Source organism: Streptomyces sp. FH025, from assembly GCF_017427025.1.
Taxonomy (GTDB): Bacteria; Actinomycetota; Actinomycetes; order Streptomycetales; family Streptomycetaceae; genus Kitasatospora.
Genome location: NZ_JAFLNG010000052.1, coordinates 1 through 21,855 on the forward strand (window position 1 = coordinate 1; position 21,855 = coordinate 21,855).

A 21,855-nucleotide genomic window follows, 5' to 3' on the forward strand; every position below is an offset into this window, starting at 1 on the left:
GCGGCTGCGACAGCAGACTGCCGGGCGCCGCCAAGGCCGCGCCAACGATCCGCCAACGCCGTGGGGCCCGCCGTCAGCCGGTGCCGCCCCGGTTGAGCTCGCCGACCAGGTCCTGCACCCCGTCCTCGCCCCGGTGCTCGATCAGCAGCGCGACCCACTCCGCCAGCCGCTCCCGCTCGGCCGCCGTCCACCCGGGGGCGGACGGGTGCTCGTCCACCACCAGCGCCGTCGCCAGCGCCAGCAGCTCCGGCGCGGGCTCCGGCCGCCGCCGCTCCGCGGGCAGCGCCCGCAGCGCCAGCCGCCGGGCCGCCGCGATCACCTCGTCCGCCGCCCCCTCCGGCACCGCCAGTCCGGACGCCCCCGGCAGGCTCGGCACCCCCGCCCGCACCAGGCCCGCGACGAACTCACGCGCCTGAGGCCCGTCCGCATCCATTCCGCTTCCTCCCCGTCCCGTTCCGTCCCGCTCAACGTGCCTTCCACCGGACTGGGTTCAGCCACTACCCACAGGTACTACGTGTCAGTACGGGTGCGGCCGGAATCCGCCGACCACGACCACGGAGGCGACGGCTCCGTCCGCCGCCCGGCCGAGCCAGACCAGATTGTCCTCATCCGCCACGAAGGTCACGAGGTCGGCCCCGAGCCCTTCGTGCCGCACCCGCTCGAACGAGCCGTCGCACAGGTCCTCCGAGGCCCGTGCGCGGTTGAGACCGGCCCGACGGTCCCGCCAGAACTGCCGGAACGGCAGGGTCAGTTCGATCCAGGCCGTGGCGTCGGCGAAGCAGGCCATGTTCGTGTCGGGGTAGTCGAAGCCGAACCGCGCGCCCGGGCGGGCGGACTCGACGTCCTCGCCGACCCCGAGGGCGTTCTCCCAGGCGACCACCGGAGCCTGGGTGACGCACAGCCGCACGGCGGCCACCGAGGGATAGTCCCCGTGGTCGTACGACTCGAAGAACCAGGACGCCTCCACCCGGTAGCTGCCCGGTGGTATCCGCTCCGCCAGCTCCCGGCCCACCGGGGGGTTCAGCTCGTAGTCGTCGTCCTCCGGCCATGGCGAGCCCACCACAAGGCGGCCGCTCGGCACCCGGATCGTGGTCACCTCCGTCACCTCCGCCACCCGGACCACCGTCAGCGGATCATGTGCCCGGATCCCCAGCCCTTCCCCCGGGGTGAAGACAGCCTCCAGCAGTCGCCGTTCGTTCTCGTTCGCCGCCAGCCGGGCGTCCACCGTGTACGTCATGCCGCGAGCGTAGCCAGCCCCACCGACAGCCGACGGCCGGCCGGAGGCGGGTGCCTCCGGCCGGCCGTCGGTGCCCGGCAGGTGCTACTTCTTCGGCTGCGCCACCGGGGTCCGGTACGGGTGGTGGTGCGTGGCGCCGATGTGGAGCTCCTCGTCGGGCTTGCCCGCGAGCTTGGGCAGCACGTGCGTCCCGTACGGGTCGGTGATCGTCACTGCGTTCCCGCTGCGCTGCACCTCGTGCGGGGATCCGATCGCGTAGGAGGCGAGCGCGATCCCGGCGCTCGGGGTCGCGGTCGGGGTGGTGGCGCTCGGGGTGGTGCCGAAGGCGGCGGAGGTGAGCGTCAGGCCGGTGGGCGCGCTGCCGAGCGTGGTGTAGCCGGACTGCTCGCCGCCGTACACGGTGCCGAAGGCGGCGCCGCCCGTGACGGTGGTGCCGGCCGGGACGGTGACCGGCACGGTGGTGCCGGCCGGGCCCTGGACGGTGACCACGCCGCCCTGGACGTAGCCGCTGACGGTGCCGGCGGTGAGGGTCTGCTGCCAGGCGGTCTGCTGCTTCAGGGTGGTTCCGGCGTCGGTGAGGGTCTGGTTCACCACCGGGGTGTCGGGGGTGAACCAGCCGCGGTAGGCGGACAGGATGCCGGTCAGGGTCTGGAGGGCGAGCCGGTCGTCGGTGAGGTTCGACTGGTGCATGAAGAACGGGCGCGGGTCGTTGCTGAGCACGTACCCGAGGGTGATCCTCTCCTGGAGCGGCAGCACGTAGTTCGCCCAGCCGGTGTTCAGGTCCAGCGGGCTGATGCAGGTGGTGGTGGCGGGGTTGGCCTCGCAGTTGCCGCTGCCGCCGTCGGCCTTCGAGGTGTACAGCCAGTTGTATTCGCTGACCTCGTCGGACTGGGTGGAGACGTTGTAGAAGACGTTGACCGGGTGGCGGGGCACGCCGAGCGCCGAGGCGATCTGCCGCTGGCCGGTCTCCCGGGAGGCGTCCACGCCGAGCCACTGGATGCTGTTCTGGCTGAGCGCGGCGAGGAAGTTCGGGTTGTCGTTGGGCTGTTGCGGCAGCATCACGGTGCCGGAGTGCTCACCGGCGACCAACTCGCCCGGCCGGAACGGCAGTCCGTTGGCCTGGCCGAACTGGATGTTCTGCTGGATCTGCTCGTTGACGGTGGCCTGGTCGACGTACTGGATCGCACCCGTGGAATCGGTCTGGCACTTCCACGGGATCACCGTGAAGTTCTGCACGCAGCCCAGGAACGGGTGCTGGTAGGTGTGGTTGACCCACCAGAAGCTGTTCTTGTCGGCGAGCAGCGCGGTGGTCAGCGGGTCGGTGCCGCCGCCCGCCTCCGCGTAGTCGAGGCTGGGGCCGCCGTTGAACAGGAGGTCCAGGGTGTAGTCGTTCTGCTGCTGCCAGGCGACGGTGGCGGTGACGTCCGCGGGCGTCATCCGGATCGGGGTGGTCGCCGGGACGCCGCCGACGCAGTCGCCCTCGCCCGGAGTGCAGTGACCGCTCTGGCTCCACCGGGAGTTGGCGTTGAAGAGGTCGTCGATGTGCGCGGAGAAGTAGTTGCGCCAGTAGCCCAGGTGCACGCCCTTGGTGACCCAGTCGACGATGCCGTGCGCGAGCAGCCGGGTCTGCTGCTGGTAGTAGTTGTAGGCGAAGGTCAGCACCAACTGCTGGCGCCCGCCCGAGGTGTAGACCCCGGCGAGGACTCCCTGGGTGGTGGTGCCGGGGATCGTCTCGGTCAGGTACGGCTCGAAGTGCGAGCCGGTGGCCGGGTTGTCGGCCACCGGGGTGGGCAGGTAGCCGTACGAGCCGTTGCCTCCGGCGGTGCCCTCGAAGGCGACCGGGCCGGTCAGGTAGCGGAAGGCGTCCGCGCGGGCGGAGGCGGTCGCGGTGGCGGTGGTGCCGTCCAGCGAGCCGGCCCAGGTCGGCCCGTTCAGCCCGTTGACGGGGCTGGGCCAGACGTAGCCGTCCACCTCCCGTACCTGGTAGGTCTGTTCGTAGCCGGCCAGGGTGCTCTTCTCGGCCGCGGAGAGCTGGGTCGGCGCGTCGTTGGGCAGGACGACGCCCTCGAAGTGGCCGTGCGGGGTGCCGTCGGCCAGCGTATCGGCGAGGAAGCCGGTGGTGATCGTGGCCCGGCTGCCGCTGGTGAGGTCGATGACGGTGGTCGGCACGCCCTCGGCGGACAGCTGCTGCCGGATGCCCTCGACCCAGGGGTTGCCGTCGGTGACCACCAGGACGTTCAGGTCCACCCGTGAGCTCGCGGCCGAGGCCGGGACGACGGTGGCCAGCCCGATCACCGCGGTGGCGACGGCCAGCGCGACGGCGGGGAGGAAGCGGAAGGCCCTCACGCGGAGGCCCCCTGCGATAGTGCGATGAGTCGACTCATGGGAGCCGATGATGCCCGCCGGCCGGGCACCGCGCAGCAGGCTGGGAACAAGGTTTGCCAAGGGCTGGGGAATTGCAGACGGAAGGCCTTCGACGGCCTGATCCAGGCTCAATGTCCGGCAGCTGAACGGGGTTTTATGAATGGCCAACGCACCGGCGACGAGCTGCGGCGTTCCCGTTTCCTCCGGCCTTCCCGGCGGCCCCACCCGGGAATTCTGGCAAGCCCCTGACAATTCCTTCCCGCTCGCCCGATCCGCCCGCCTCCACCACGAACTCGGAATACCGGTCAGGTCAATTTCCGCCGTCGGGTCATCAGGGGTGCGTCAGCAGCGCGTCAGCAGCGCGTCAATCCGTGCCCGCACCAGGGCGTGGAGGGGCAAGCTGGAGGACCTACCTGCACGGTCCGCAGGTCGTTCCGGAGGTGATCCGCATGTCCGTCATCGCTGCGTTCCATTCCGTGGGCCCCGGCACGCGCCGCCACGGCCACGGCCTGCGCGCCGCCTTCGCGCGGGTGCTGGAGCGGCTGGCCGCCAGCCCGTTGGACAGCTCCGTCCTCGGCGCGATGGGCGCGCCGCGCTCGACCGCGCGCCCGGCTCCGGCCCCGGCTCCGAGGCCCGCGAAGGGCGTAGCAGTCCGGTGACGTGGACGGAGTTCACCCACGACGGCGCCCGGATCGAGCTGCCCGCCCGATGGCCGGCGCTGGGGCCGTCCTGAGCGGCCGCCCCGGCCAGGGGGCTCAGTCCGCCGATGACCGCGGCTCGACGTACCGGACCAGCTGCATCATGCCGAGGTCCTCGTGCTGGAGCTGGTGGCAGTGGACGACGGCGAGGCCGGTGAAGTCCTCGTACCTGACCAGGAGCGTGGCGCTGTCCCCGGGGTTCCCGCCCGCCAGGTCGACGGTGTCCTGCCAGACCGGCGGGTCGAGCGGCTCGCCGTTGCGGTGGGTGACGAGAACGTGGTTGGTGTGCAGGTGGAAGGGATGGTTGAAGGCCCGGTTGTCCTCGTCGGTGCGGATGGTCCACCGCTCGACGGTTCCGAGCACCAGGGTGTGGTTGACGTAGTCGGGGTCGAACAGGCCGTAGGCGGGGTCGCGGGCGAGGTCGTCGGGGTCCTGCGCCGGGGTCGGGTTGCTGCCCAGCATCCGGAAGGCGTTGGGGAACGCCCCGGGGAAGGCGTCCCCGTCGATGTGGAAGAGCACCTCCCGGTCCGCGCCGGGGTTCGCGATGTCCTTCACGTCGAGGAACGGCCTGCCCTGCGGCAGCGCAGCCGGCAGCCCCATCGGCGGTTCGACCGGCGGCCCCGTCACCTCGACGGTCATCAGGGGCTCGGACACCCCGTCGGCGCGCAGTTCGTACGTCCCGGCCCCGCCGCCCCGGACCAGCACGTCGGCGCGGTTGCCCGGGGCCAGGCGCACCGTCCCGGTGTCGACCGGCGCGGGGAAGGTGATGCCGTCCTGGGCGATCTGGTGGAAGGTCAGGTCCTGCCCGTCGCCGGTGATCCGCAGCGGCAGCAGGGTGAACGCCGTCGCGGCCACCAGCCGCCAGCGCTGGACCTCGCCCGGGCGCAGCACCACGGTGGGGTTGAGCGCGCCGTTGACGGTGAAGACGGGCGGGACGGAGGCCAGCGCGCCGCCCGAGGTGAACTCGGGGACGGCGCCGTCCTTGACCCGGAGTTCGTTGATGCAGACGACGGACTCCGCCGCCGCCTTGATCTCCGGCACCTCGTCGACGTCGCCCTCCACGATGATCACCCCGGCCATGCCGCCGACGACCTGCTCGGCGGTGGCCCCGTGCACGTGCGGGTGGTACCAGTAGGTGCCGGCCGGGTGGTCGTCCGGGACGTCGATCGTGGTGACGTACCGCGGCTCCGGGGCGCCGGCGTCGACCTCGTCGGCGGTGCGCGGCGTGAACTCCCGCAGGACGTTGTCGGCGTCGCCGGACGGCGAGACGTGCATGCCGTGGGTGTGCAGGTTGAAGCTGTTCTGGCGGTGCGGCCGGTTGTGGGGGCCGCTGTACGGCCGGTTCGGCGGCAGGCCGTTGATCTGGGTCAGCCGGAGGGTGTCCCCGGCGCGCACCCGTAGGGTCGGGCCCGGGATGGCCCCGTTGTAGGTGCGGGTGGTGACCGTGCCGTAGCCGGGGATGTCGGTGTCCGTGAACCGCACGTCGAGCGTCCGGTCGAGCACCGCCCTCGGCGAGCCCGCCCGCGACCGGGAGGTCCACTCGGCCGGTTGCGGGAAGGTCGCGGGCGCGGACGCGGCCACCGCGCGCTGCGGCTGGGGGGTCGCGTCGGAGGCCGCGGCGAGGAAGGCGCCTGCGGGGATGGCCTTGAGCATCGATCGACGACTGATTCCGACATTTTCACTCATAGCCGCGCAATGTAGGTCCACTCCCCCGGCGCGCCGGGGAGGCACACCGCGCGCGGCCGCCACGTTGCGCCGTCTGCCCCGGATTCACCCCCGGGGCGGCCGGCCCCGCCCTCGGGCCCGGGCGCAAGGTTTCCGCAAGTCCCTTGCAGGGTTTCGCCATTGAACCCGGGCAGACCGCCGGTGGCCGGGAAGGAGCCCGGCCGGCGAGGAATGGGGGAAACCGTGGAACAACCGATCAAGATGCCGGGGCCGGCGGCACGGGGGGACGCCCGCTGGGCCACTCTGGCGGGGTGCAAGCGGGTGCTGGTCGCCGTCCACACCCTGGTCTACGCGCAGCGGCTGCGCGACATCTTCGCGCTGCTCGGTTCGGACCTGCGGGTCCAGGTGGTCTTCACCGTGGTGCCGCACGCCTTCAACGACGGCGTCGCCGGCTACCTCCAGGCCCTGGGCGGCACCGTGCTGCCCTGGGACGTCGCGGTGGGCGTCGAGTTCGACCTCGTCCTGGCCGCCGGGTCCCAGGGTTTGGAGCAGGTGCGCGGGCCGGTGGTCCGTCTCCCGCACGGCGCCGGCCACCAGAAGCTGGCGCTCGCCGGCGCGGGCGGCGAGCGGAGCGTGTCCGGCCTGGGCCGGGAGTTCCTGTTCTGGGAGGGCCGGCTCACCTGCGCCTCCTACGCGCTCGCCCACCGCGACGACCTCGCCGAGCTCGCCTCCTCCTGCCCCGAGGCGCTCGACGTGGCGGAGGTGGTCGGGGACGGGGACCACGACCGGCTGGCCGCCAGCCTCCCGCACCGCGCCGAGTACCGGCGGGCCCTGGGCCTGCGGGAGGACGAGCGCTTCGTCCTGGTCTGCTCCACCTGGGGAACCGGCTCGGTGCTCGGCCAGCCGGACGGCCTGCTGCCCCGGCTGGCCGGCGAACTGCCCGCCGACCGCTTCCGGACGGCGATGCTCGTCCACCCCAACGCCTTCTCCAGCCACGGGAGTTGGCAGGTCAGCTCCTGGGTGACGGCGGCCACCCGCGGCACCGTCACCCTGATCACCCCGGAGACGGACTGGCGGCCCCTGCTGGCCGCCGCGGACTACGTCATCGGCGACCACGGCTCCGTCACCCTGTACGCCAGCATGACCCCGGCACCGATCCTGCTGGCCCGCTTCCCGCACCGGGACGTCAACCTGCGCTCGCCCGGCGCCCAGCTGGCCCGGACGGCGCCGGCGCTCTCGGCCGCCCACCCGCTCGACCGCCAACTCGCCTACGCCGAGGAGCAGTACCGGCGGGAGGAGTACGCCCCGATCGCCGCCCGGATCTCCTCCGAGCCCGGGCGGTTCAGCCGCAACATGCGCCGGCTCCTGTACCGGGTGCTGGAGCTGGGCCAGCCCGCGCACGCGCCCGAGGACGGGCCGGTGCCCCTCCCGCAGCCCCTGTCGGGAGGCCCGCGATGGCGCTGAGGGTACGGGTCGAACTCACCTGGGACACCGGACGGCTGACGGACGAGCATCTGTCGGCCGCCCTCGACACACCCGACCTCGGGGGCCTGCGGCAGTACGCCGACGTGCTGCACGGCGACCGTCCGGGCCGCCACCACGACGCCCGGTCGATCGCGGCCGACACGCTCTCCTGTTTCCCCGGTTGCGCGGTCGTGGCGGTCGGCTCGGAGCGCGAACTCCTGGTGCTCGCCCGCACCGGGGAGCGCGTCCGGGTGCCGCGCGGCGGCGGGCCGTTCCGGGAGCCGGCGCTGATCGGCTCGCTCGTCCACGCCTGGCTGGTCTCCGGCAGGCCGGCCGCCGACCTGCTCGCGCTGGTCGCCGTCCGCGGCGCTCAGCCGCGCGAGAGGGCGTCGATCCGGCCCACCAGCCGGTCGGCGTCCGGCGCTCCGAGCCCCCGGTAGACGGCGAGGGACTGCCCGTACCGGTTCAGCGCCTCGGTCGGGCGGTTCCTCCCCTGCTCCAACTCACCGAGCAGTTCCAGCACCCGCGCCTCCCAGTGCCGTGAGCCGACGTGCCGGAACTCGGCCAGCGCCGCCTCGAAGCACTCCTCGGCGGCGCCGGCCCGGTCGGCCGCCGCATGCGTCCGGCCGAGCCAGGCCAGCGCCCGCGCCGCCTCGTAGCGGTCCGGCAGGGCGGTCAGCTCCCGGTGCGCCCTGGTCAGCAGTTCCTCCGCCGCCGGGTACGAGCCGGCGGCCAGCATCGCCTCACCGAGCGCGATCCGCGCCAGGGCCGCACCGCGCGGGTAGCCGATCCCCTCCCTCAACCGCAGCGACCGCCGGAACGATTCGGCCGCGTGGTCGAGTCGGCCGGCCGCCTGGTGCGCGTGGCCCAGGCCGAAGTGGGCATCGGCCTCGGCCCTGGGGTCACCCGCCTCCCGGGCCAGGGCCAGCGCGTCGGCGAACCAGTCCGCGGCCTCCAGCGGCCGGCCCGCGTTGCGCAGCCCGTGGCCCCCGGAGGTCAGCATCCGCAGCTCGCCGGCCGCGTCCCCCGCGTCGCGGGCCGCCACCAGCCCCAGCTCGTGCGCCTCGACCCACAGGTCGTGCGGACGCAGCCGGAGGAACAACGGCCACATCGCGTCCGCCAGTTGCCAGACGGCGGTGTGCTCACCCGCCGCCGCCCCGGCGCGCAGGACCGCCATCAGATGGGCGCGTTCGGTGTCGAGCCAGGCCAGCGCCTCGGACTCGTCGGCGAAGGACGGCAGTCCGCTCGGCGGTTCGAGGTAGTCGCGGGCCAGGGTGCGGTGGCTGGGGCTGATCAGCGCCTCCGCCCCGGTCGCGGCCGCCAGGTACCAGTCCAGGACCCTGCGGCGGGCGGCCCGGACGAGGTCCGCCGGCTCGTCCTCCGTCGCCCAGTCGCGGGCGTGCAGTCGCACCAGGTCGTGGAAGCGGTAGCGGCCCTCGCCCCGGTCCTCCAGCAGGTGGACCTCGGCGAGCCCGTCGAGCAGCCGGTCCGCCTCGGCGACCCGCACGGCGGCCGCCGCCCCGGCCACCCCCGGGGTGATGTCCGGCAGCGGCAGCGCCCCGAGCAGCCGGTACAGCCGGGCGGTGTCCTCGGCGAGCACCCGACAGGACGCGTCCAGGACGCCCCGCACCGCCGTCTCACCGTCGATCCGCAGGGTGTCCAGCCGCCTCGCCTCGGAGGCGAGCGCGTCGGCCGTCACCGACAGCGCCTGGTTCGGTCGGGCCGCCATCCGGGCCCCGGCCAGGCAGACGGCGAGCGGCAGCCCCGCGCAACGGGCGATCACCTGGTCCGCGGCGGACTGCTCGGCCGCCACCCGGTCGGCGCCGATCCGGGCCGACAGGATCGCCGCGGCGGACTCCCGGTCCAGCGGGCCCACCGGGTGGAAGCGGGCCCCGTCTATCCCCAGGCCCGTCAGCCTGGCCCGGCTGGTCACGACGACCAGGGAGCACTCCGTCCCCGGCAGCAGCGGGCGGACCTGGGCGGCGCTCAGCGCGCTGTCGAGCAGCAGCCCGATCCGGCGCCGCGCCACGGTGGAGCGCCACAGCGCGACGGTCTCCGCGAGCACGGCCGGTACGGAGTCGACGCCCAGCGCCCGCAGGAATCCGGCCAGGACCTCCGTCACCTCGGCCGGGCCGTCCGGCGCGTGAGCGCGGAGGTCGGCGTAGAGCAGGCCGTCGGGGAAGCGCCCGCTGAGCCCCCGAAGCCAGTTGCCCGCCAGCGCGCTCTTCCCGACGCCCGCGAGCCCGGACAACACGACCGTCAGTCCCCCCGCCCGGGAGCGGTCGTCGAGGGTGGCGTCGAGAGCCGCCAGATCGCGGGAGCGCCCCAGGAGGCGCGCGGGGGCGGGTGGAAGCTGCTGGGGAATCGGAAGCTGCGCCGGAGCGAGAACCCGGAAGTGCACGCCCCCGTGGATCTCCCGGGCCTGCACGACCCCGCCCGCCACGTCCGCCGTCCCGCCGATGGAGTTCATCGGGCCCGCCGGCCGCTCGGCCCGCCCCTCGCTGTCGGCCAGCCATCTGACCAGAGCCACCGCGAACTCGGTGCTGCGCCCCGACCGCTCGACCAGCAGCGAAGCCAGCTCTGCCAGGGCCGATTCCCGGTCGGGGCCCGTCAGCCCGCGCAGCCACGCCGCCCGCAACCCGCCGTCCTCACCCGGCACGAGGTGCAGCAGGGAGCCGAGTTCCGCCAAGGAGGCGTAGTCGCCCCGACGCAGCGTCTCCTCGACCAGTTCCGTGTTCAGTGGTGCCACATCGCCCCCAGGCCGTTACCACAAAGCACGCAGTTGCAAGCAGCGTATGCGAGTGGACTCCTGATTGCCCGTCAAAGAGTGCTATGGCCGTTGGGCCGTACGCGTGCGATGCTCTCTCGCAGCACGGCTGGGAACCGACCAGCGGGGGTTAACGATGGAGATCCACGTCCTGGGTACAGTCGAACTCTCGGTCCACGGACGGGCGGTGATGCTCGAATCCGACAAGGTGCGCTGTCTGACGGCGGCCCTCGCGATCGACGCCGGCCGCCCCGTCCCGATGGACACCCTGATAGCGCGCCTCTGGGACGACGAGCCGCCGGCGAAGGCGCGGGCCACCGCGCACTCCTACCTCTCCCGGCTGCGCAACGCCCTGCGACTGGCCCAACGCGTCGAGGACGGACCGCCGTCCGCGGTGATCACCCGCAGCAAGTCGCACTCCTATGTCCTGGACACCGATCCGCAGCGGGTCGACTACCTGCGCTTCTTCCACCTCGGGCGCCGAGCGAGCGCCTTGGCCGACGCCGGCGACGACCGCCAGGCGCTCGCGGTGCTCCGGGACGCGGAGGCCATCTGGCAGGCCGAGCCGCTCGCCGGCCTTCCCGGCGCGTGGGCGCAGGCGACCAGGAACACCATGCACGACCAGTGGCTCGCCACCACCCTCACCCGCTTCGAGGTCGAACTCCGGCTCGGCCGCTTCATCGACCTCGTCCCCGAGGCCTCCGCACTCGCGGACCAGCGCCCGTCCGACGAACGGGTCGCCGGCTACCTGATGACCGCGCTCTACGGCAGCGGCAGGCAGGCCGAGGCCCTCGCCGTCTTCCAGCGGACCAGGCGCGAGCTGCGCGGCCGCCTCGGCGCCGAACCCGGGGAACAGCTGAAGCTCCTCCAGCAGCGGGTCCTGCACCGCCTCCCGATCGCCGAGATCCTCCCCCGCTCGAAGATGGCCGCCTCCCCGTCCGCACCCGCCGGCCAGGCCGGCGCACGGCGCAGCTACCTGCCCGTACTGCCGCAGCTGGTGGGCCGGGAGGCGGAACTGCGGTGGATCCTGTCGGCCGGCGACCGCAACCACCCGGAGGAGGCCGGCGGTACCGTCCGGGCGATCTCGGGCATGGGCGGCAGCGGAAAGACCTGCCTGGCGGTCACCGCGGCTCACCTCCTGAAGGACCGCTTCCCGGACGGGCAGCTCTACGTCGACCTGCGCGCGAACGGCGGCGCCCGACAACCGGTGGAGACCGAGGCGGCGGCCACCTCGCTGCTGCGACAGTTCGGTGTGGCGGCAGCGGCCATCCCGTCCGAACGGGACGAACTCCTCTCCCGCTGCCGCGACCTGCTCGCCGAACGCCGCGCCGTGGTCGTGCTCGACGACGCCTCCGGCCCCAAACAGGTCCGGCCGCTGCTTCCGGGCGTACCCGCGTCCGCCATCCTGATCACCTCCCGCCACCGGCTCACCGAACTCCCGTGCAGCCCGCTCTTCCTCGACCCCCTCCCGCCCGACGACGCCGCCGAACTCTTCACCCGGCGGGTCGGGAAGGGACGGGCCGCCGACCCGGCCTCGGTCGAGGCGATCGTCGCGCTGTGCGAACGACTTCCCCTCGCACTCGAACTACTCGCCGGCCGCTTCCGGGCCCACCCCTCATGGTCCCTCCGCAACCTCGTCCAGCGACTCTCCCGCAAGGGCGGGCGGCTCAACGAACTCCGCCACGGATTCGAGAGCGTGGCCCTCGTCTTCGACGTCTCCTACCAGTCACTGCCCGGCGCACAACAGGAGGCGTTCCGCCTGCTCGGCATCCACCCCGGGCCCGACTTCGGCGCCGAGTCGGCCGCCGCCCTGCTCGGACGATCACCGAGCGAGGCCGATCGCGCCCTTGAGAGCCTGCACACCCTGCACATGCTGGAGGAACACTCCCCGGAACGCTACGTTCTGCACGACCTGCTCCGTGAGTACGCAGGCGATCTCGTCACCGCCGAGGAAGGCGATCAGGCGATCAGGCGACTCGTCAGTTTCGCGATCTCGGCGGCGGATCGGGCCGATCGCATCATCAGCCCCCGCAGATTTCGGCTGCCACTCCCGGAACAACTCCAACTCCCGCCCACAGCAACCCTGGTGAGCGAGCTGGATTGGCGGGACGAAAGGGATGTCAAGGCCTGGTTGAGCACGGAACTACCAAGCCTGACGGCCATTCAGAATCATGCCGGAACAACCGGCATGGCGGAGGAGGCCGCCTGGCTCGCCCACGTTCTGGCCGCCCACCTCGAAGACGAGGGACTCTGGCGCGAAGCGGCCGAAATGCACAGAGTCGCGTCCGACCACTGGAGAACCTACGGACTGGCCCTGCCCGAGGCGCACGCCCTCCTGGCACTGGCCTCGATCCAGATCAACGCCGGCCAGTACCAGGCCGCCGCACGGGCCTGCGAGCGCGCCCTCGGGATCGCACGGTCCTCTGGCGAGGCCACGTACGAGGCGGAGGCGCTGGAGCGGATCGCGAAGATCCACTGGCAGCAGAGCGACCTCGACTCGGCATTGTCGATCCTTCAGGATGTCGTCGAGGTTCGCCGAAGCTCCGAAGATCAAGGTAATCTCGCCCGCTGCCTGAATAACCTGGGCGCGATTCTCCTGCACATGGGAAACAATGGGGCGGCCCTCAAGTCATTCACCGAGGCCCAGCCGATGGCCAGAAAGCTCAACGACTCGCGACTCGAACTCAAGCTCCTCATCAATTTGGGCGGGATTCATCTCAGCACTCGAAACAAAGCCGAGGCGCGTCAAGCGTTCGAAAGAATCCTCGCAATCGGTGAGGGAATCCTCTCGGCGGACGATTTCGCCACTGCCCGGATGAATCTCGCGGCATCCCTTCCGATTCCGGAGGAGTTCGACCACGCCACTGCGCTCTACCGGTCCGCCCTCCAGACAGCCCGAGCCATCGGCAGCCAACGGCTCGTAGCCAATGGGACGAACGGCCTGGGAACCGCCCTCCAGGAGTCCGGGCGCCCCGCCGCCGCGATCGACCAGCACTCCGACGCTCTCGAACTCGCCCAAGCCATCGGCGCGCAGCGCGAGCAGAGTGCCGCACTGCGGGGACTCGGCCAGGCCGAGGGCTCACTCGGACTGATCCCGATCGCGCTCGACCACCTCGGTCAGGCCGCGCTCCTCGCCCGGCAGATCCAGGCCGTGGAGGAGGAGGCCTACGCGTGCGAGGCCCTGGCCGAGCTGCAGTTGCGCAACGGTCTGCACACCGAGGGCCGCGCAACAGCACGGCGGGCGATCAAACTGCTTGAGTCCATCAACGCATCCGGATCCGAAGCGATTCAGAAGGTGTACGAAGAATTCAAGCCCTTCGGCGAGGGGAACCTGCCAGACTGAGGGACGCCCCGTCAACTCCCGCCTCCGCCGATTTTACCGGAGCGGCGGGAGTGGTGTATTTAGTACCATGATCCTCTCGGTCTAGCGATCATGGATGGGCACTCAGTGAACCGCTTTGTCGTGCGCGTGGCAGTTATCGCAATTCTCGGCCTGATCTTCTCGCTCACCCTTGCGTCAACCGACGACACGACCACTCAGGCCTGGCTGCCCGTCTGGGCTACGCAGAATCTGTAACCCTGGCGCGGGGTGGGCCACCGGCCCACCCCGCCTGCTCACAGACCGGGCGCCTGGTAGCCGTTCAGGTACCACAAGGGGGCGGCGTACCAGATCACCGCGATCGCGGTGACGAGGGTGCCGCCGGCCAGGGGGAGGGCCCAGCCGGGCCAGCGGCGGTGCCGGACCACGATGACCTTGGCGACGAAGGCCCCGTAGAGGAAGCAGCCGACGAGCGCGTGCAGCGCCACGCGGGTAGGGGTCAGCTGCACGCCGTAGGCGACGATGCAGTGCCGGGCGATGGGCAGGGAGAGCAGGAAGGCGGCCAGGCCGACGAGGCGGTGCGTGGTGCCGACCGCGCGCGGTGCGGCTCGCCGCGTGGGCAGGCGACCGTAGATCCACAGGGCGAGGAGCAGCTGAATCAGCGCCAGGCCCAGGAGCGCGGTTCCCAGTTGGGACTTCAGCAGCCTCGCGTCTTCGCCTCGGTTCCCGAAGATGCTGGTCTCGTAGTCAGGGGTGTGGACCCGGCCGAACCAGAAGAGGCCGACCACCACCGCTACGGGCAGGAGCATCCACAGGACGCCGGAGAGCGATCGGTGGACGGCGCGCAGGCTCCGAGTGCTCATGCGAGGGTCTGGTCCTTGACCGCCAGCGTGTGGTCGCCCTGCCGGTAGTCGACCGTGCGGATGCCGAGTGCGTCCTTGAGGCGTCCGGCGGGCAGCACCTGCGGAAGGGGGGCCGGTCCCTCGCCGGGCTTGGGGAACGGGTAGCAGGTGGGGCGGGCCGTGTGGAAGGTGATGTTGCCCTCGGTCTTGGAGAACACCTGGTGGACGTGCCCGTTGAGGCACGTGACCGAGGAGAAGCGCTTGAACATCGACAGCAGCTGCACCGCGTCGTCGGTGCCCCAGCCCCAGGACGGGTACATCGCGAACAAGGGGATGTGGCTGAAGATGACGATGGGGGTGTCCGAGGACAGGCCTGCGATGTCCTTGCGCACGAACTCGATCTGATCGTTGCCCAGGTGGCCGAGCTGCTCCAGGTGCAGCGTGTTGACCAGCGCGATGAAGTGCACGCCGTGGGTGTCGAAGCTGTACCAGCCGTCACCGACGGTGTTCTCGCCGAAGGCCTGTCGGTAGGCGCGCGGTCCGGCGTCCCCGATCGAGTCGTGCTCGCCCGGCACGGTGAAGACCCGGTCCGTGTCCAGCTGCGACATCATCTGCTTGACCTGGTCGAACTGGGCCGGGGTGGAGAGGTGCGTCAGGTCGCCGCTGTGCATGACGAAGGCGGGCCGGAACCCGAGGGAGTTGACCCGGTCGAGCGCTGCGGCGAACGTCCCGGTGACGTCCATGTTGGCCGGGCCCTGGAAGCCGATGTGGCTGTCGGAGATCTGCACGAACTGGAGGTCCGCGCTGTCCGCCTCGGCGGGGGTCGACGAACCGGGGATGTGGCTGATCACCTCTCCCGCGGTGACCGTCAGGATGACGGCACCGCCGAACCAGGCGGAGTGCCGGATGAGCTGCCGGCGGGTCATGCCGTGCTTGTCGCCACCGTTGGAGTCGTTGGAGTCCCTGGCGTCGTTCGAGTCGTTCGAGTCGTTGGATTCGCTGGAGTCGTGAGTGTTCTCGGTCACGGGGTGACCTCCACGGTGGCGGTCATGAACGGGTGGATGGCGCAGTAGTAGGGGTAGGTGCCGGCTGCGGTGAACGTGTAGCTGTAGGTGTCGTTGGTGGCCAGGGCCGCCGACTGGAGCGGCCCGTTCGATCCCTGCTTGCTGGTGACGGTGTGAGCGTCGGGGTCGGTGTTGGTCCAGGTCACCTTCGTGCCCACCTTGACCGTCAGCGTGGCCGGGGAGAACGCGAAGTTCTTGATCGTGACCGTGTCGGCGGTCGCCGGAGCGGAGGACTGGCTGCTGGTGGGTGAGGCCGAGGCCGTGCCGGCCGGCGGGCTGGCCGTGACCGTCCCGCCCGTTCCGGAGGAACCGGGAATTCCGGGCAGGGACTGCCCGGCCCCGGGAGTCAGCACGCTGGCGGGCTTGGAGGGTGACGATCCGCCGCACGCGCTGAGCAGTACCAGTGCTCCGGCAACGGCGACAGCGGCCGGACACACCGCACGCGACCGCCGGAACGGCGGAGAGGAGCTCGCATTCATGACCATCGTTCCTTCTGCGCGTCCCCGGCCCCACGGGCGGGTGCGCTCCAGGGCCGGTCCGGGATCGGTCTTCCCGGACACGCGGACGAACGCGTTGCACCCACCGGGGGATCACGGAAGGGTGCAACCCGGTTCGTCACCCTATGTGAGCATGCAGCGCATTCTGCGTAACGAAACGAATGCCTCGTCAGACCGTTCGGGGCAGACGGGCCCGGAAGGTGGTCACTCCCGCCGTCTCCGGGACGGCGAGGGTCCCGCCGTGGATGGCGGCGATGTCGCGGGCAATGGGGAGACCGAGACCCGTGCCGCCGTCGTCCCGGCTGCGGGCGTCGTCGAGGCGGGCGAACCGTTCGAAGATCTTCTCCCGGTCGGCGGGCTCGATCGGAGGCCCGTCGTTGGTCACGTCCAGAACCGCCCGGTCCTGATCGATGTCGAGCCGGACCGCGACGGACCGCCGGGCGTGGCGCTGGGCGTTGTCGAGCAGGTTGGTCAGCAGCCGGCCCAGCCACAGCGGGTTGCCGGGCACCGTGACGGCGGCCTCGGGCAGGTGGACGGTGACGGGGTGGGGCTCGACGCCGCGTGCCGCGATCGTGGTGTGCACCAGCTGCGCGAGGTCGACGGCCTCCTCGGGCCAGTCGTGACCGGCGGCGTCCAGGCGGGCCAGCAGCAGGAGGTCGGCGGCGAGGGCCTGGAGGCGGTCGGTGTCCTCCAGGGCGCCGGCCACCAGGTCGGCCCGGACGTCCGGGTCGGGGTGGGCGAGCGCGACCTCCAGCTGGGTGCGCAGCACGGTGAGCGGGCTGCGCAGTTCGTGGGAGGCGTCGGCGATGAAGCGGCGCTGCCGGGCCCCGGCGGCTTCGAGGCGCTCCAGCATGGCGTTCATCGTGCCGGCGAGCCGGGCGATCTCGTCGTCGCTGCCGTGCTCCGGGACGCGGCGGTTCAGCTCCCGGTCGCCGATGGCGGCGACCTCGGCGCGGATCGCCTCGACCGGCCGCAGGGCCCGGCCGGTCGCCCGCCAGGTGAGGGTGCCGACGGTGAGCAGCAGGACGGAGCTCAGTACGGCGAGGGCGGCGGTGGTCAGGTCCTCGGCGGCGTCGGCGGTGCGCAGCGACGCGCCGACGTGGATGGTGACCGGGCCGCCGGGCGTGGTGGCGGTCATCGTGGTGACGCGTTCGTGGCGCCGGCCGCCCGGCGCGCCGAGGTCGAGGGTGCTGTGGCCGTCCGGGTGTCCCCCGGGGGCGACGGAGGGGTGGCCGGCCAGGTTCTGGCTGCTGGCGACGACCGTACCGCCCGCGTCGACGACCTGGATGAAGTCGGTGCCGTGGTCGAGCGGGAGCCGGCTGGTGAGGCGTCCGGCCTCGGCGAGTCGCGCGACGGCCTGGGCCTGCTCGCGGGCGTCGGCTTCGACGGTGCGTTCCAGGTTGGCGCGCAGCAGCAGGACGACGGCCACCGAGGCGACGGCGAGCACGACGGCCACGCTGGCGCACGCGGCGAGCGTGGTGCGGGCCCGGACGGAGCGCGGCCTCAGCCGGTCGAGGAGGGCGGCGACGCGCGGATGCCGGAACGGCCGGCGCCAGGCGGGGGTGCGGTCAGCCACCGTCGGCCGCCAGGCGGTAGCCGGCGCCGCGTACGGTCTGCACGGCCGCCCGCCCGAACGGGGTGTCGATCTTTCGCCGCAGGGCGCTGACGTGGACCTCGACGGTGTTCGGGTCGCTGTCGGGCCCGCTGTCCCAGACCGCGTCGAGGATCTCCCGCTTGGAGACGGCCTCGCCGGCCCGGCGGGCGAGGTGGTCGAGGATCGCGAACTCGCGGGGCGTCAGGGCGATCGCGGTGTCGGCGCGGGTGCAGGTGCGGGCGGCGGAGTCCACCACGAGGTCGCCGAGGACGGTACGGCGGGGCGCGCGGGTGCCGATCCGGCGGGCGAGCGCCCTGAGCCGGGCGACGAGGACGACGAAGGAGAACGGCTTGGACAGGTAGTCGTCGGCGCCGGTGTCCAGCGCCTCGGCCTCGTCCCACTCGCCGTCCTTGGCGGTGAGCATCAGGATGCCGACGTCGCTGCCGGAGGCCCGCAGGCGCGAGCAGACCCGGTAGCCGTTGAGACCGGGCAGCATGATGTCGAGCACGACCACGTCGTACGCGTGCTCCATGGCCTGGGCGAGGCCGGACGGGCCGTCGTGGGCCACGTCGACCGTGAACCCCTCGGCGGTCAGCCCGTGCCGCAGGGCCAGGGCCAGCCGGCGTTCGTCCTCCACCACCAGTACGCGCATGCCCACCAGGGTCGCAGGTCACCGCGGCGGGCGGTGGACGGGCCCGTCCGGTCTTCAGCCGATCTTCAGCAACGCCCGGACATGCTGGCCCGGTCGCCCGGGGACGGCCCGGGCCCGCCGAGGATCGGGGTGGGAGCAGTGAGCGAACCCGCAGCAACCGGGGAGCGGCCGGAGGCCGCGGCCTCCGGCAGGACGCGTACGGGCCTGGGGCGCGCCGGGCGGTGGGTGCGCGGCCGGTCGGCCCGCTGGGTGGCGGCCGGCGCGGCCGTGGTGGTGCTCGGCGGCGGCGCGGCCGCGGTGGCCGTCCACCACGAGGGCGAGCGCCACGGCGACGACCGGCAGTCGGCGGCCGGCGACGTCGAGCGCCACGACGGCCACGCGAACCGGGGCGGCCACGCGGGCCACGGGAACCACGAGGGCCACAGCAGCCACCGCGAGGACGGCCGGGGGGCCTCGCAGGACGCACCGGCGCCGCTGCCGGCGACCGACGCGGCCGACGCCGTCGCCAAGGCCGCGTCCGCGGTCGCGGGCGGCAAGGTGGAGTCGCTGAACCCGGTGGCCGAGCAGGGCGGCGGCCGCGCCTGGCAGGCCGTGGTCCTCGGCCCCGACGGCGTGCGGCACCTGGTGACCGTGGACGGCACCGGAGGCACCGTCACCGGCAACACCGTCCTCGGCGGCTGACCCACCGACCGACCTACTGAAGGGAGCGCCGTCGTCATGAGCGCCATGACAACCCCGCGAGCGGCCCACCGCCGCCAGGCCGTCGCCACGCAGGCCGTCCTGAGCAAGGTCCCGCAGGTGACGGCCGTGTTCTGGGTCGTCAAGATCCTCACCACCGGCATGGGCGAGACCACCTCCGACTACCTGGCCCGGACGCTCGGGCCGATCCCGGCGGTCGGCTCGGCCGGGCTGCTGCTGCTCGCCGCGCTGTTCGCGCAGGCCCGGGCCCGCCGGTACGTCCCGGCGGTGTACTGGGCGGCCGTGGTCATGGTGAGCGTCTTCGGCACCATGGCCGCCGACGTCGCGCACGTCGCCCTCGGGGTGCCGTACGCCGCCTCGACGGTGGCCTTCGCCGTGGCCCTCGCCCTGGTGTTCCTCCTGTGGCACCGGCTGGAGGGGACGCTCGCGGTGGAGACGGTCGCGGGCGGCCGCCGCGAGGTCCTGTACTGGTGCGCGGTCATGGCCACCTTCGCGCTCGGTACGGCCGTCGGCGACCTCACCGCCGCCACCCTGGGCTGGGGCTACCTGCCCTCCGGGCTGCTGTTCGCCGCCCTGATCGCGCTGCCCGCGCTCGCCCACCGCTTCTCCGGCCTCTCCCCGGTGCTGACCTTCTGGTGGGCCTACGTCCTCACCCGGCCGCTCGGCGCCTGCTTCGCCGACTGGGCCGGCGTCAGCCGCGACCGCGGCGGCCTGGACCTCGGCACCGGGCCGGTCAGCCTCGTGCTCGCGGTGATCATCGTGCTGGCCGTGGCGTGGCTGAGCGCCACCGAGCTGCGCGCGCGGCGAGCATTGGGCTGACGTCGGATCCGACCGACGCGTCCCCAGGAAGGGCTCAACCCGCGATGCACCTCCCGTCGAACCCGTCGGCCGCCCGTTCGGCGGCGCGGTGGCGCCGGTGGCCCTCGGTCACTGGCGCCACCGCACTGCTGTTCACGGCCCTGGCCGTGCTGCTCGCCGCCCATGACTGGGCGCCGTTCGCCTTCGAGCGCGCCGCCGACGACTGGAGCGCGGCGCACCGGCCGGGCGCCGCCCGGGCCGTGGCCGTCGCGATCACCACGCTCGGCTCCGCCGTGGTGCCCTATCTCCTCGCCCTGGCCGCCGGAGCCGTCGTCCTCCGCGCCATACCCGCGCCCCGGCCACCGAGCCGGGCGGTAGCGCTGCTGCTGGCGCCACTGCTGTGGCTGATCGCGGGCCAGCTCGTCCGGCTGGGCCTGATGCACCTCTTCGCGCGGCCCCGACCGCCCCTGGCGACCTGGGCGACCGGGGCCACCGGCGCGTCCGGCTACTCCTTCCCCTCCGGCCACTCCTTCACCGCGGCGGTCTGCGCCGGGCTGCTCGCCCTGGCCATCGCCCGCACCCACCCGTCCGCCGCCCGGGCCGCCGCCGCGGGCGCCGCCCTGTTCGCCGCCCTGGTCGGGCTCAGCCGCGTCTACCTCGGAGTGCACTGGCCCCTGGACGTCCTCGGCGGCTGGCTCCTCGCCGCCGCCTGGCTCGCCGCCGGAACCGCCGTCCTGCGCGCCGCGGTCCTCCGGGCCGTCCGGGACCCCGCCCACGGGCGCTGAGGACCATCTGACGATTCCCGCCGCCCCGCTACCGCTGCGCCGCCGGGCCCGGGGCCGGGCGGTAGCGCTGGAGGTTGCCGCCGACCCGGTCCAGGTACGGGCGGATCGCCTCCAGCCTGGCCTCGTCGTGCCTGCGGACCACCCAGGTGGCGGTGCGGTAGGCGGCGGCGAGGTTGAGCGAAGGGTCGCCGGGGACGCCGTGGAGCTCGGGGGCGATGGCGCAGAGCATCCGGCCCACCGCGAGGATCGAGTCCTCGGCGGTGAACGGCGGGTCGGGGTCGGCGTCCTGGCGGTCTGCCGGCAGGTAGTGGCGGAGCACCCGGGGTGTCCAGCGGGCGATGCCGTACTCGTCGTTGGCCGGGTCGCTCAGGTCGGGGTCGAATCCGCTCTCGGCCTGGAGCATCGCCGCGATCAGGGCCGGGGTGACCTCGGGTTCCGGGCAGGTGGTGCCCGCCTCGATGATCAGGTCCCGGTACTGGGCCGGGATGTCCGTCCCGGGGCGGAGCCACCGCGCGGGATCCCGGGCCAGGCTCCGGGCGCTGATGGCCTTCAGGCTGCCGGGCGCCACCGAGTCGCCCGGCACCCACAGGCCGAAGGTCAGCGCGAGCAGGGCGACGACGGCGGAGCCGAGGACGCGACGCGGTACGGCGGACCGGCGCCGGGGTGCGGCTGGGACGGGTGATGTGGCCGATGCGGCTGATCGCGGCTCAGCCGGAGGCGGCGCGGCGGGAGTCCGCTCGTCGACCGGGCCTGGCGGATCCGCTTCCGTGGCGGCCCGGGCCGCCGCCGACGGCCGGGTGATCAGCTGGTGGGTGCGGACCCGGCGGTGTTCCCATTCCACCGGATCGCCGCCGCACGCCGCCACGAAGGCGGCGAGCACCCCGTCGCTCGGCAGCCGGCGTCCGGCGGCGGCCTCGGCGAGCGTGGAGGCGGAGTAGTTGGTGCGGGCGGCGAGCCGGCGGTACGGCGGGCTCCCCGCTCGGCGCCTCAACTCCCGTAGATCGAGCGCGAAGTGCGCCAGGGGGCCGTCCCCGGCGTCGAGCGGCTGTTCCTGCCGTCCCACCTGCCTGTCCTCTCCGTTCCGCGCTTGTCCGGGCTTTGTCCGGCGTTTGTCCGAGCAGGTCATCGGGGGGTGACAGCGCGGTGCGGGCCGGATTTGATGGGCGCGGCACCCCCCGTTCGCTCTATTCATGCCAAGAATCAAAGCGGTTGCGGGAGTGCCGTGACTCCGATTTCCACCGGATGCGTCGTGTGTGGTAGTTCACACGCCGTCAGCGAGCGCCGCGCGCCCCCAGGGACGGCTGCCGCGCGCCGCAGCAGCCCCGGTGGACACTCCGCCACCCTCAGGAGGATCCGTCGATGTCCAACGCTTCCCGGCCCGACCGCGCTGTCACCCCCCGATGACCTGCT

At 72.9% G+C, this 21,855-nt stretch carries 18 protein-coding genes; 7 read left to right on the top strand and 11 right to left on the bottom strand.

Annotation, left to right across the window (positions count from 1 at the left end; all coding sequences use genetic code 11):
* Positions 1 to 73 precede the first annotated feature (73 nt).
* The 3 genes from J0670_RS06305 to J0670_RS06315 all read right to left on the bottom strand — a co-directional run bounded on the left by J0670_RS06305 (position 74) and on the right by J0670_RS06315 (position 3,583).
* The gene (locus J0670_RS06305; protein WP_207810382.1) at positions 74 to 433 is read right to left on the bottom strand and encodes a hypothetical protein; all 360 of its coding nucleotides are present in this window, start codon (positions 431 to 433) and stop codon (positions 74 to 76) included.
* A gap of 84 nt (positions 434 to 517) precedes the next feature.
* A complete protein-coding gene (locus tag J0670_RS06310) occupies positions 518 to 1,237 on the bottom strand; it encodes a DUF4241 domain-containing protein (RefSeq protein WP_207810383.1) in 720 nt (239 codons plus the stop codon).
* An 84-nt stretch (positions 1,238 to 1,321) separates the two neighbouring features.
* Positions 1,322 to 3,583, bottom strand: coding sequence for a hypothetical protein (locus J0670_RS06315; protein WP_207810384.1), 2,262 nt, complete (start codon positions 3,581 to 3,583; stop codon positions 1,322 to 1,324).
* A 467-nt stretch (positions 3,584 to 4,050) separates the two neighbouring features.
* Here J0670_RS06315 and J0670_RS06320 point away from each other — a divergent pair, with 467 nt between their 5' ends.
* Positions 4,051 to 4,260 (top strand): hypothetical protein, encoded by a 210-nt coding sequence (locus J0670_RS06320; RefSeq protein ID WP_207810385.1) that lies wholly within the window; start codon positions 4,051 to 4,053, stop codon positions 4,258 to 4,260.
* A gap of 96 nt (positions 4,261 to 4,356) precedes the next feature.
* Here the strand turns inward: J0670_RS06320 and J0670_RS06325 are convergent, their stop codons facing one another.
* Positions 4,357 to 5,952, bottom strand: coding sequence for a multicopper oxidase family protein (locus J0670_RS06325; protein WP_207810386.1), 1,596 nt, complete (start codon positions 5,950 to 5,952; stop codon positions 4,357 to 4,359).
* A 255-nt stretch (positions 5,953 to 6,207) separates the two neighbouring features.
* On the opposite strand from J0670_RS06325, the gene J0670_RS06330 reads away from it, so the two are divergent.
* Together J0670_RS06330 and J0670_RS06335 are read left to right on the top strand one after the other, a co-directional pair.
* Complete coding sequence (locus J0670_RS06330) at positions 6,208 to 7,428, top strand: hypothetical protein (protein WP_307806402.1); 1,221 nt, start codon at positions 6,208 to 6,210, stop codon at positions 7,426 to 7,428.
* The gene (locus J0670_RS06335; protein ID WP_207810387.1) at positions 7,419 to 7,868 is read left to right on the top strand and encodes a hypothetical protein; all 450 of its coding nucleotides are present in this window, start codon (positions 7,419 to 7,421) and stop codon (positions 7,866 to 7,868) included. The genes J0670_RS06330 and J0670_RS06335 overlap by 10 nt, the downstream gene beginning before the upstream one ends.
* On the opposite strand, the gene J0670_RS06340 is transcribed toward J0670_RS06335, so the two are convergent.
* Positions 7,799 to 10,177 carry a tetratricopeptide repeat protein gene (locus tag J0670_RS06340; protein WP_207810388.1) on the bottom strand — a complete coding sequence of 793 codons (2,379 nt, stop codon included), beginning with the start codon at positions 10,175 to 10,177 and terminating at the stop codon, positions 7,799 to 7,801. The two genes, J0670_RS06335 and J0670_RS06340, sit on opposite strands and share 70 nt — an antisense overlap.
* Positions 10,178 to 10,331: 154 nt before the next feature.
* On the opposite strand from J0670_RS06340, the gene J0670_RS06345 reads away from it, so the two are divergent.
* Positions 10,332 to 13,538, top strand: a complete 3,207-nt coding sequence (locus J0670_RS06345) for a tetratricopeptide repeat protein (RefSeq protein WP_207810389.1) — start codon at positions 10,332 to 10,334, stop codon at positions 13,536 to 13,538.
* 272 nt (positions 13,539 to 13,810) lie between these two features.
* On the opposite strand, the gene J0670_RS06350 is transcribed toward J0670_RS06345, so the two are convergent.
* The 5 genes from J0670_RS06350 to J0670_RS06370 form a co-directional block, all read right to left on the bottom strand.
* Positions 13,811 to 14,377 (bottom strand): DUF6529 family protein, encoded by a 567-nt coding sequence (locus J0670_RS06350; RefSeq protein WP_207810390.1) that lies wholly within the window; start codon positions 14,375 to 14,377, stop codon positions 13,811 to 13,813.
* A complete protein-coding gene (locus J0670_RS06355; RefSeq protein WP_307806403.1) occupies positions 14,374 to 15,381 on the bottom strand; it encodes a metallophosphoesterase in 1,008 nt (335 codons plus the stop codon). Before J0670_RS06355 ends, J0670_RS06350 begins: the two co-directional genes overlap by 4 nt.
* Positions 15,378 to 15,773 (bottom strand): cupredoxin family copper-binding protein, encoded by a 396-nt coding sequence (locus tag J0670_RS06360; protein WP_307806404.1) that lies wholly within the window; start codon positions 15,771 to 15,773, stop codon positions 15,378 to 15,380. Before J0670_RS06360 ends, J0670_RS06355 begins: the two co-directional genes overlap by 4 nt.
* Before the next feature lie 313 nt (positions 15,774 to 16,086).
* Positions 16,087 to 17,493: a HAMP domain-containing sensor histidine kinase gene (locus J0670_RS06365; protein WP_307806405.1), complete on the bottom strand. Its 1,407-nt coding sequence runs from the start codon at positions 17,491 to 17,493 to the stop codon at positions 16,087 to 16,089.
* A complete protein-coding gene (locus tag J0670_RS06370; protein WP_207810392.1) occupies positions 17,486 to 18,163 on the bottom strand; it encodes a response regulator transcription factor in 678 nt (225 codons plus the stop codon). Before J0670_RS06370 ends, J0670_RS06365 begins: the two co-directional genes overlap by 8 nt.
* 138 nt (positions 18,164 to 18,301) lie before the next feature.
* Between J0670_RS06370 and J0670_RS06375 the strand changes: the two genes are divergently transcribed.
* Genes J0670_RS06375 through J0670_RS06385 form a run of 3 tightly spaced genes read left to right on the top strand, consistent with a single transcriptional unit; the run spans position 18,302 to position 20,445 of the window.
* Positions 18,302 to 18,844 (top strand): hypothetical protein, encoded by a 543-nt coding sequence (locus tag J0670_RS06375; RefSeq protein ID WP_207810393.1) that lies wholly within the window; start codon positions 18,302 to 18,304, stop codon positions 18,842 to 18,844.
* Between the two features lie 45 nt (positions 18,845 to 18,889).
* Positions 18,890 to 19,681, top strand: coding sequence for a hypothetical protein (locus J0670_RS06380; RefSeq protein ID WP_207810398.1), 792 nt, complete (start codon positions 18,890 to 18,892; stop codon positions 19,679 to 19,681).
* 44 nt (positions 19,682 to 19,725) lie between these two features.
* The gene (locus tag J0670_RS06385; RefSeq protein ID WP_207810394.1) at positions 19,726 to 20,445 is read left to right on the top strand and encodes a phosphatase PAP2 family protein; all 720 of its coding nucleotides are present in this window, start codon (positions 19,726 to 19,728) and stop codon (positions 20,443 to 20,445) included.
* Between the two features lie 28 nt (positions 20,446 to 20,473).
* Here the strand turns inward: J0670_RS06385 and J0670_RS38995 are convergent, their stop codons facing one another.
* Positions 20,474 to 21,508 carry a helix-turn-helix domain-containing protein gene (locus tag J0670_RS38995; protein ID WP_307806406.1) on the bottom strand — a complete coding sequence of 345 codons (1,035 nt, stop codon included), beginning with the start codon at positions 21,506 to 21,508 and terminating at the stop codon, positions 20,474 to 20,476.
* Positions 21,509 to 21,855 lie beyond the last annotated feature (347 nt).

Bases quoted from the DNA above. Each gene is read 5' to 3' on its own strand.
- J0670_RS06320 (WP_207810385.1), top strand. From the start codon at position 4,051: ATGTCCGTCATCGCTGCGTTCCATTCCGTGGGCCCCGGCACGCGCCGC.
- J0670_RS06370 (WP_207810392.1), bottom strand. From the start codon at position 18,163: ATGCGCGTACTGGTGGTGGAGGACGAACGCCGGCTGGCCCTGGCCCTG.
- J0670_RS06325 (WP_207810386.1), bottom strand. From the start codon at position 5,952: ATGCTCAAGGCCATCCCCGCAGGCGCCTTCCTCGCCGCGGCCTCCGAC.
- J0670_RS06305 (WP_207810382.1), bottom strand. From the start codon at position 433: ATGGATGCGGACGGGCCTCAGGCGCGTGAGTTCGTCGCGGGCCTGGTG.
- J0670_RS06350 (WP_207810390.1), bottom strand. From the start codon at position 14,377: ATGAGCACTCGGAGCCTGCGCGCCGTCCACCGATCGCTCTCCGGCGTC.
- J0670_RS06335 (WP_207810387.1), top strand. From the start codon at position 7,419: ATGGCGCTGAGGGTACGGGTCGAACTCACCTGGGACACCGGACGGCTG.
- J0670_RS06380 (WP_207810398.1), top strand. From the start codon at position 18,890: ATGACAACCCCGCGAGCGGCCCACCGCCGCCAGGCCGTCGCCACGCAG.
- J0670_RS06385 (WP_207810394.1), top strand. From the start codon at position 19,726: ATGCACCTCCCGTCGAACCCGTCGGCCGCCCGTTCGGCGGCGCGGTGG.
- J0670_RS06310 (WP_207810383.1), bottom strand. From the start codon at position 1,237: ATGACGTACACGGTGGACGCCCGGCTGGCGGCGAACGAGAACGAACGG.
- J0670_RS06345 (WP_207810389.1), top strand. From the start codon at position 10,332: ATGGAGATCCACGTCCTGGGTACAGTCGAACTCTCGGTCCACGGACGG.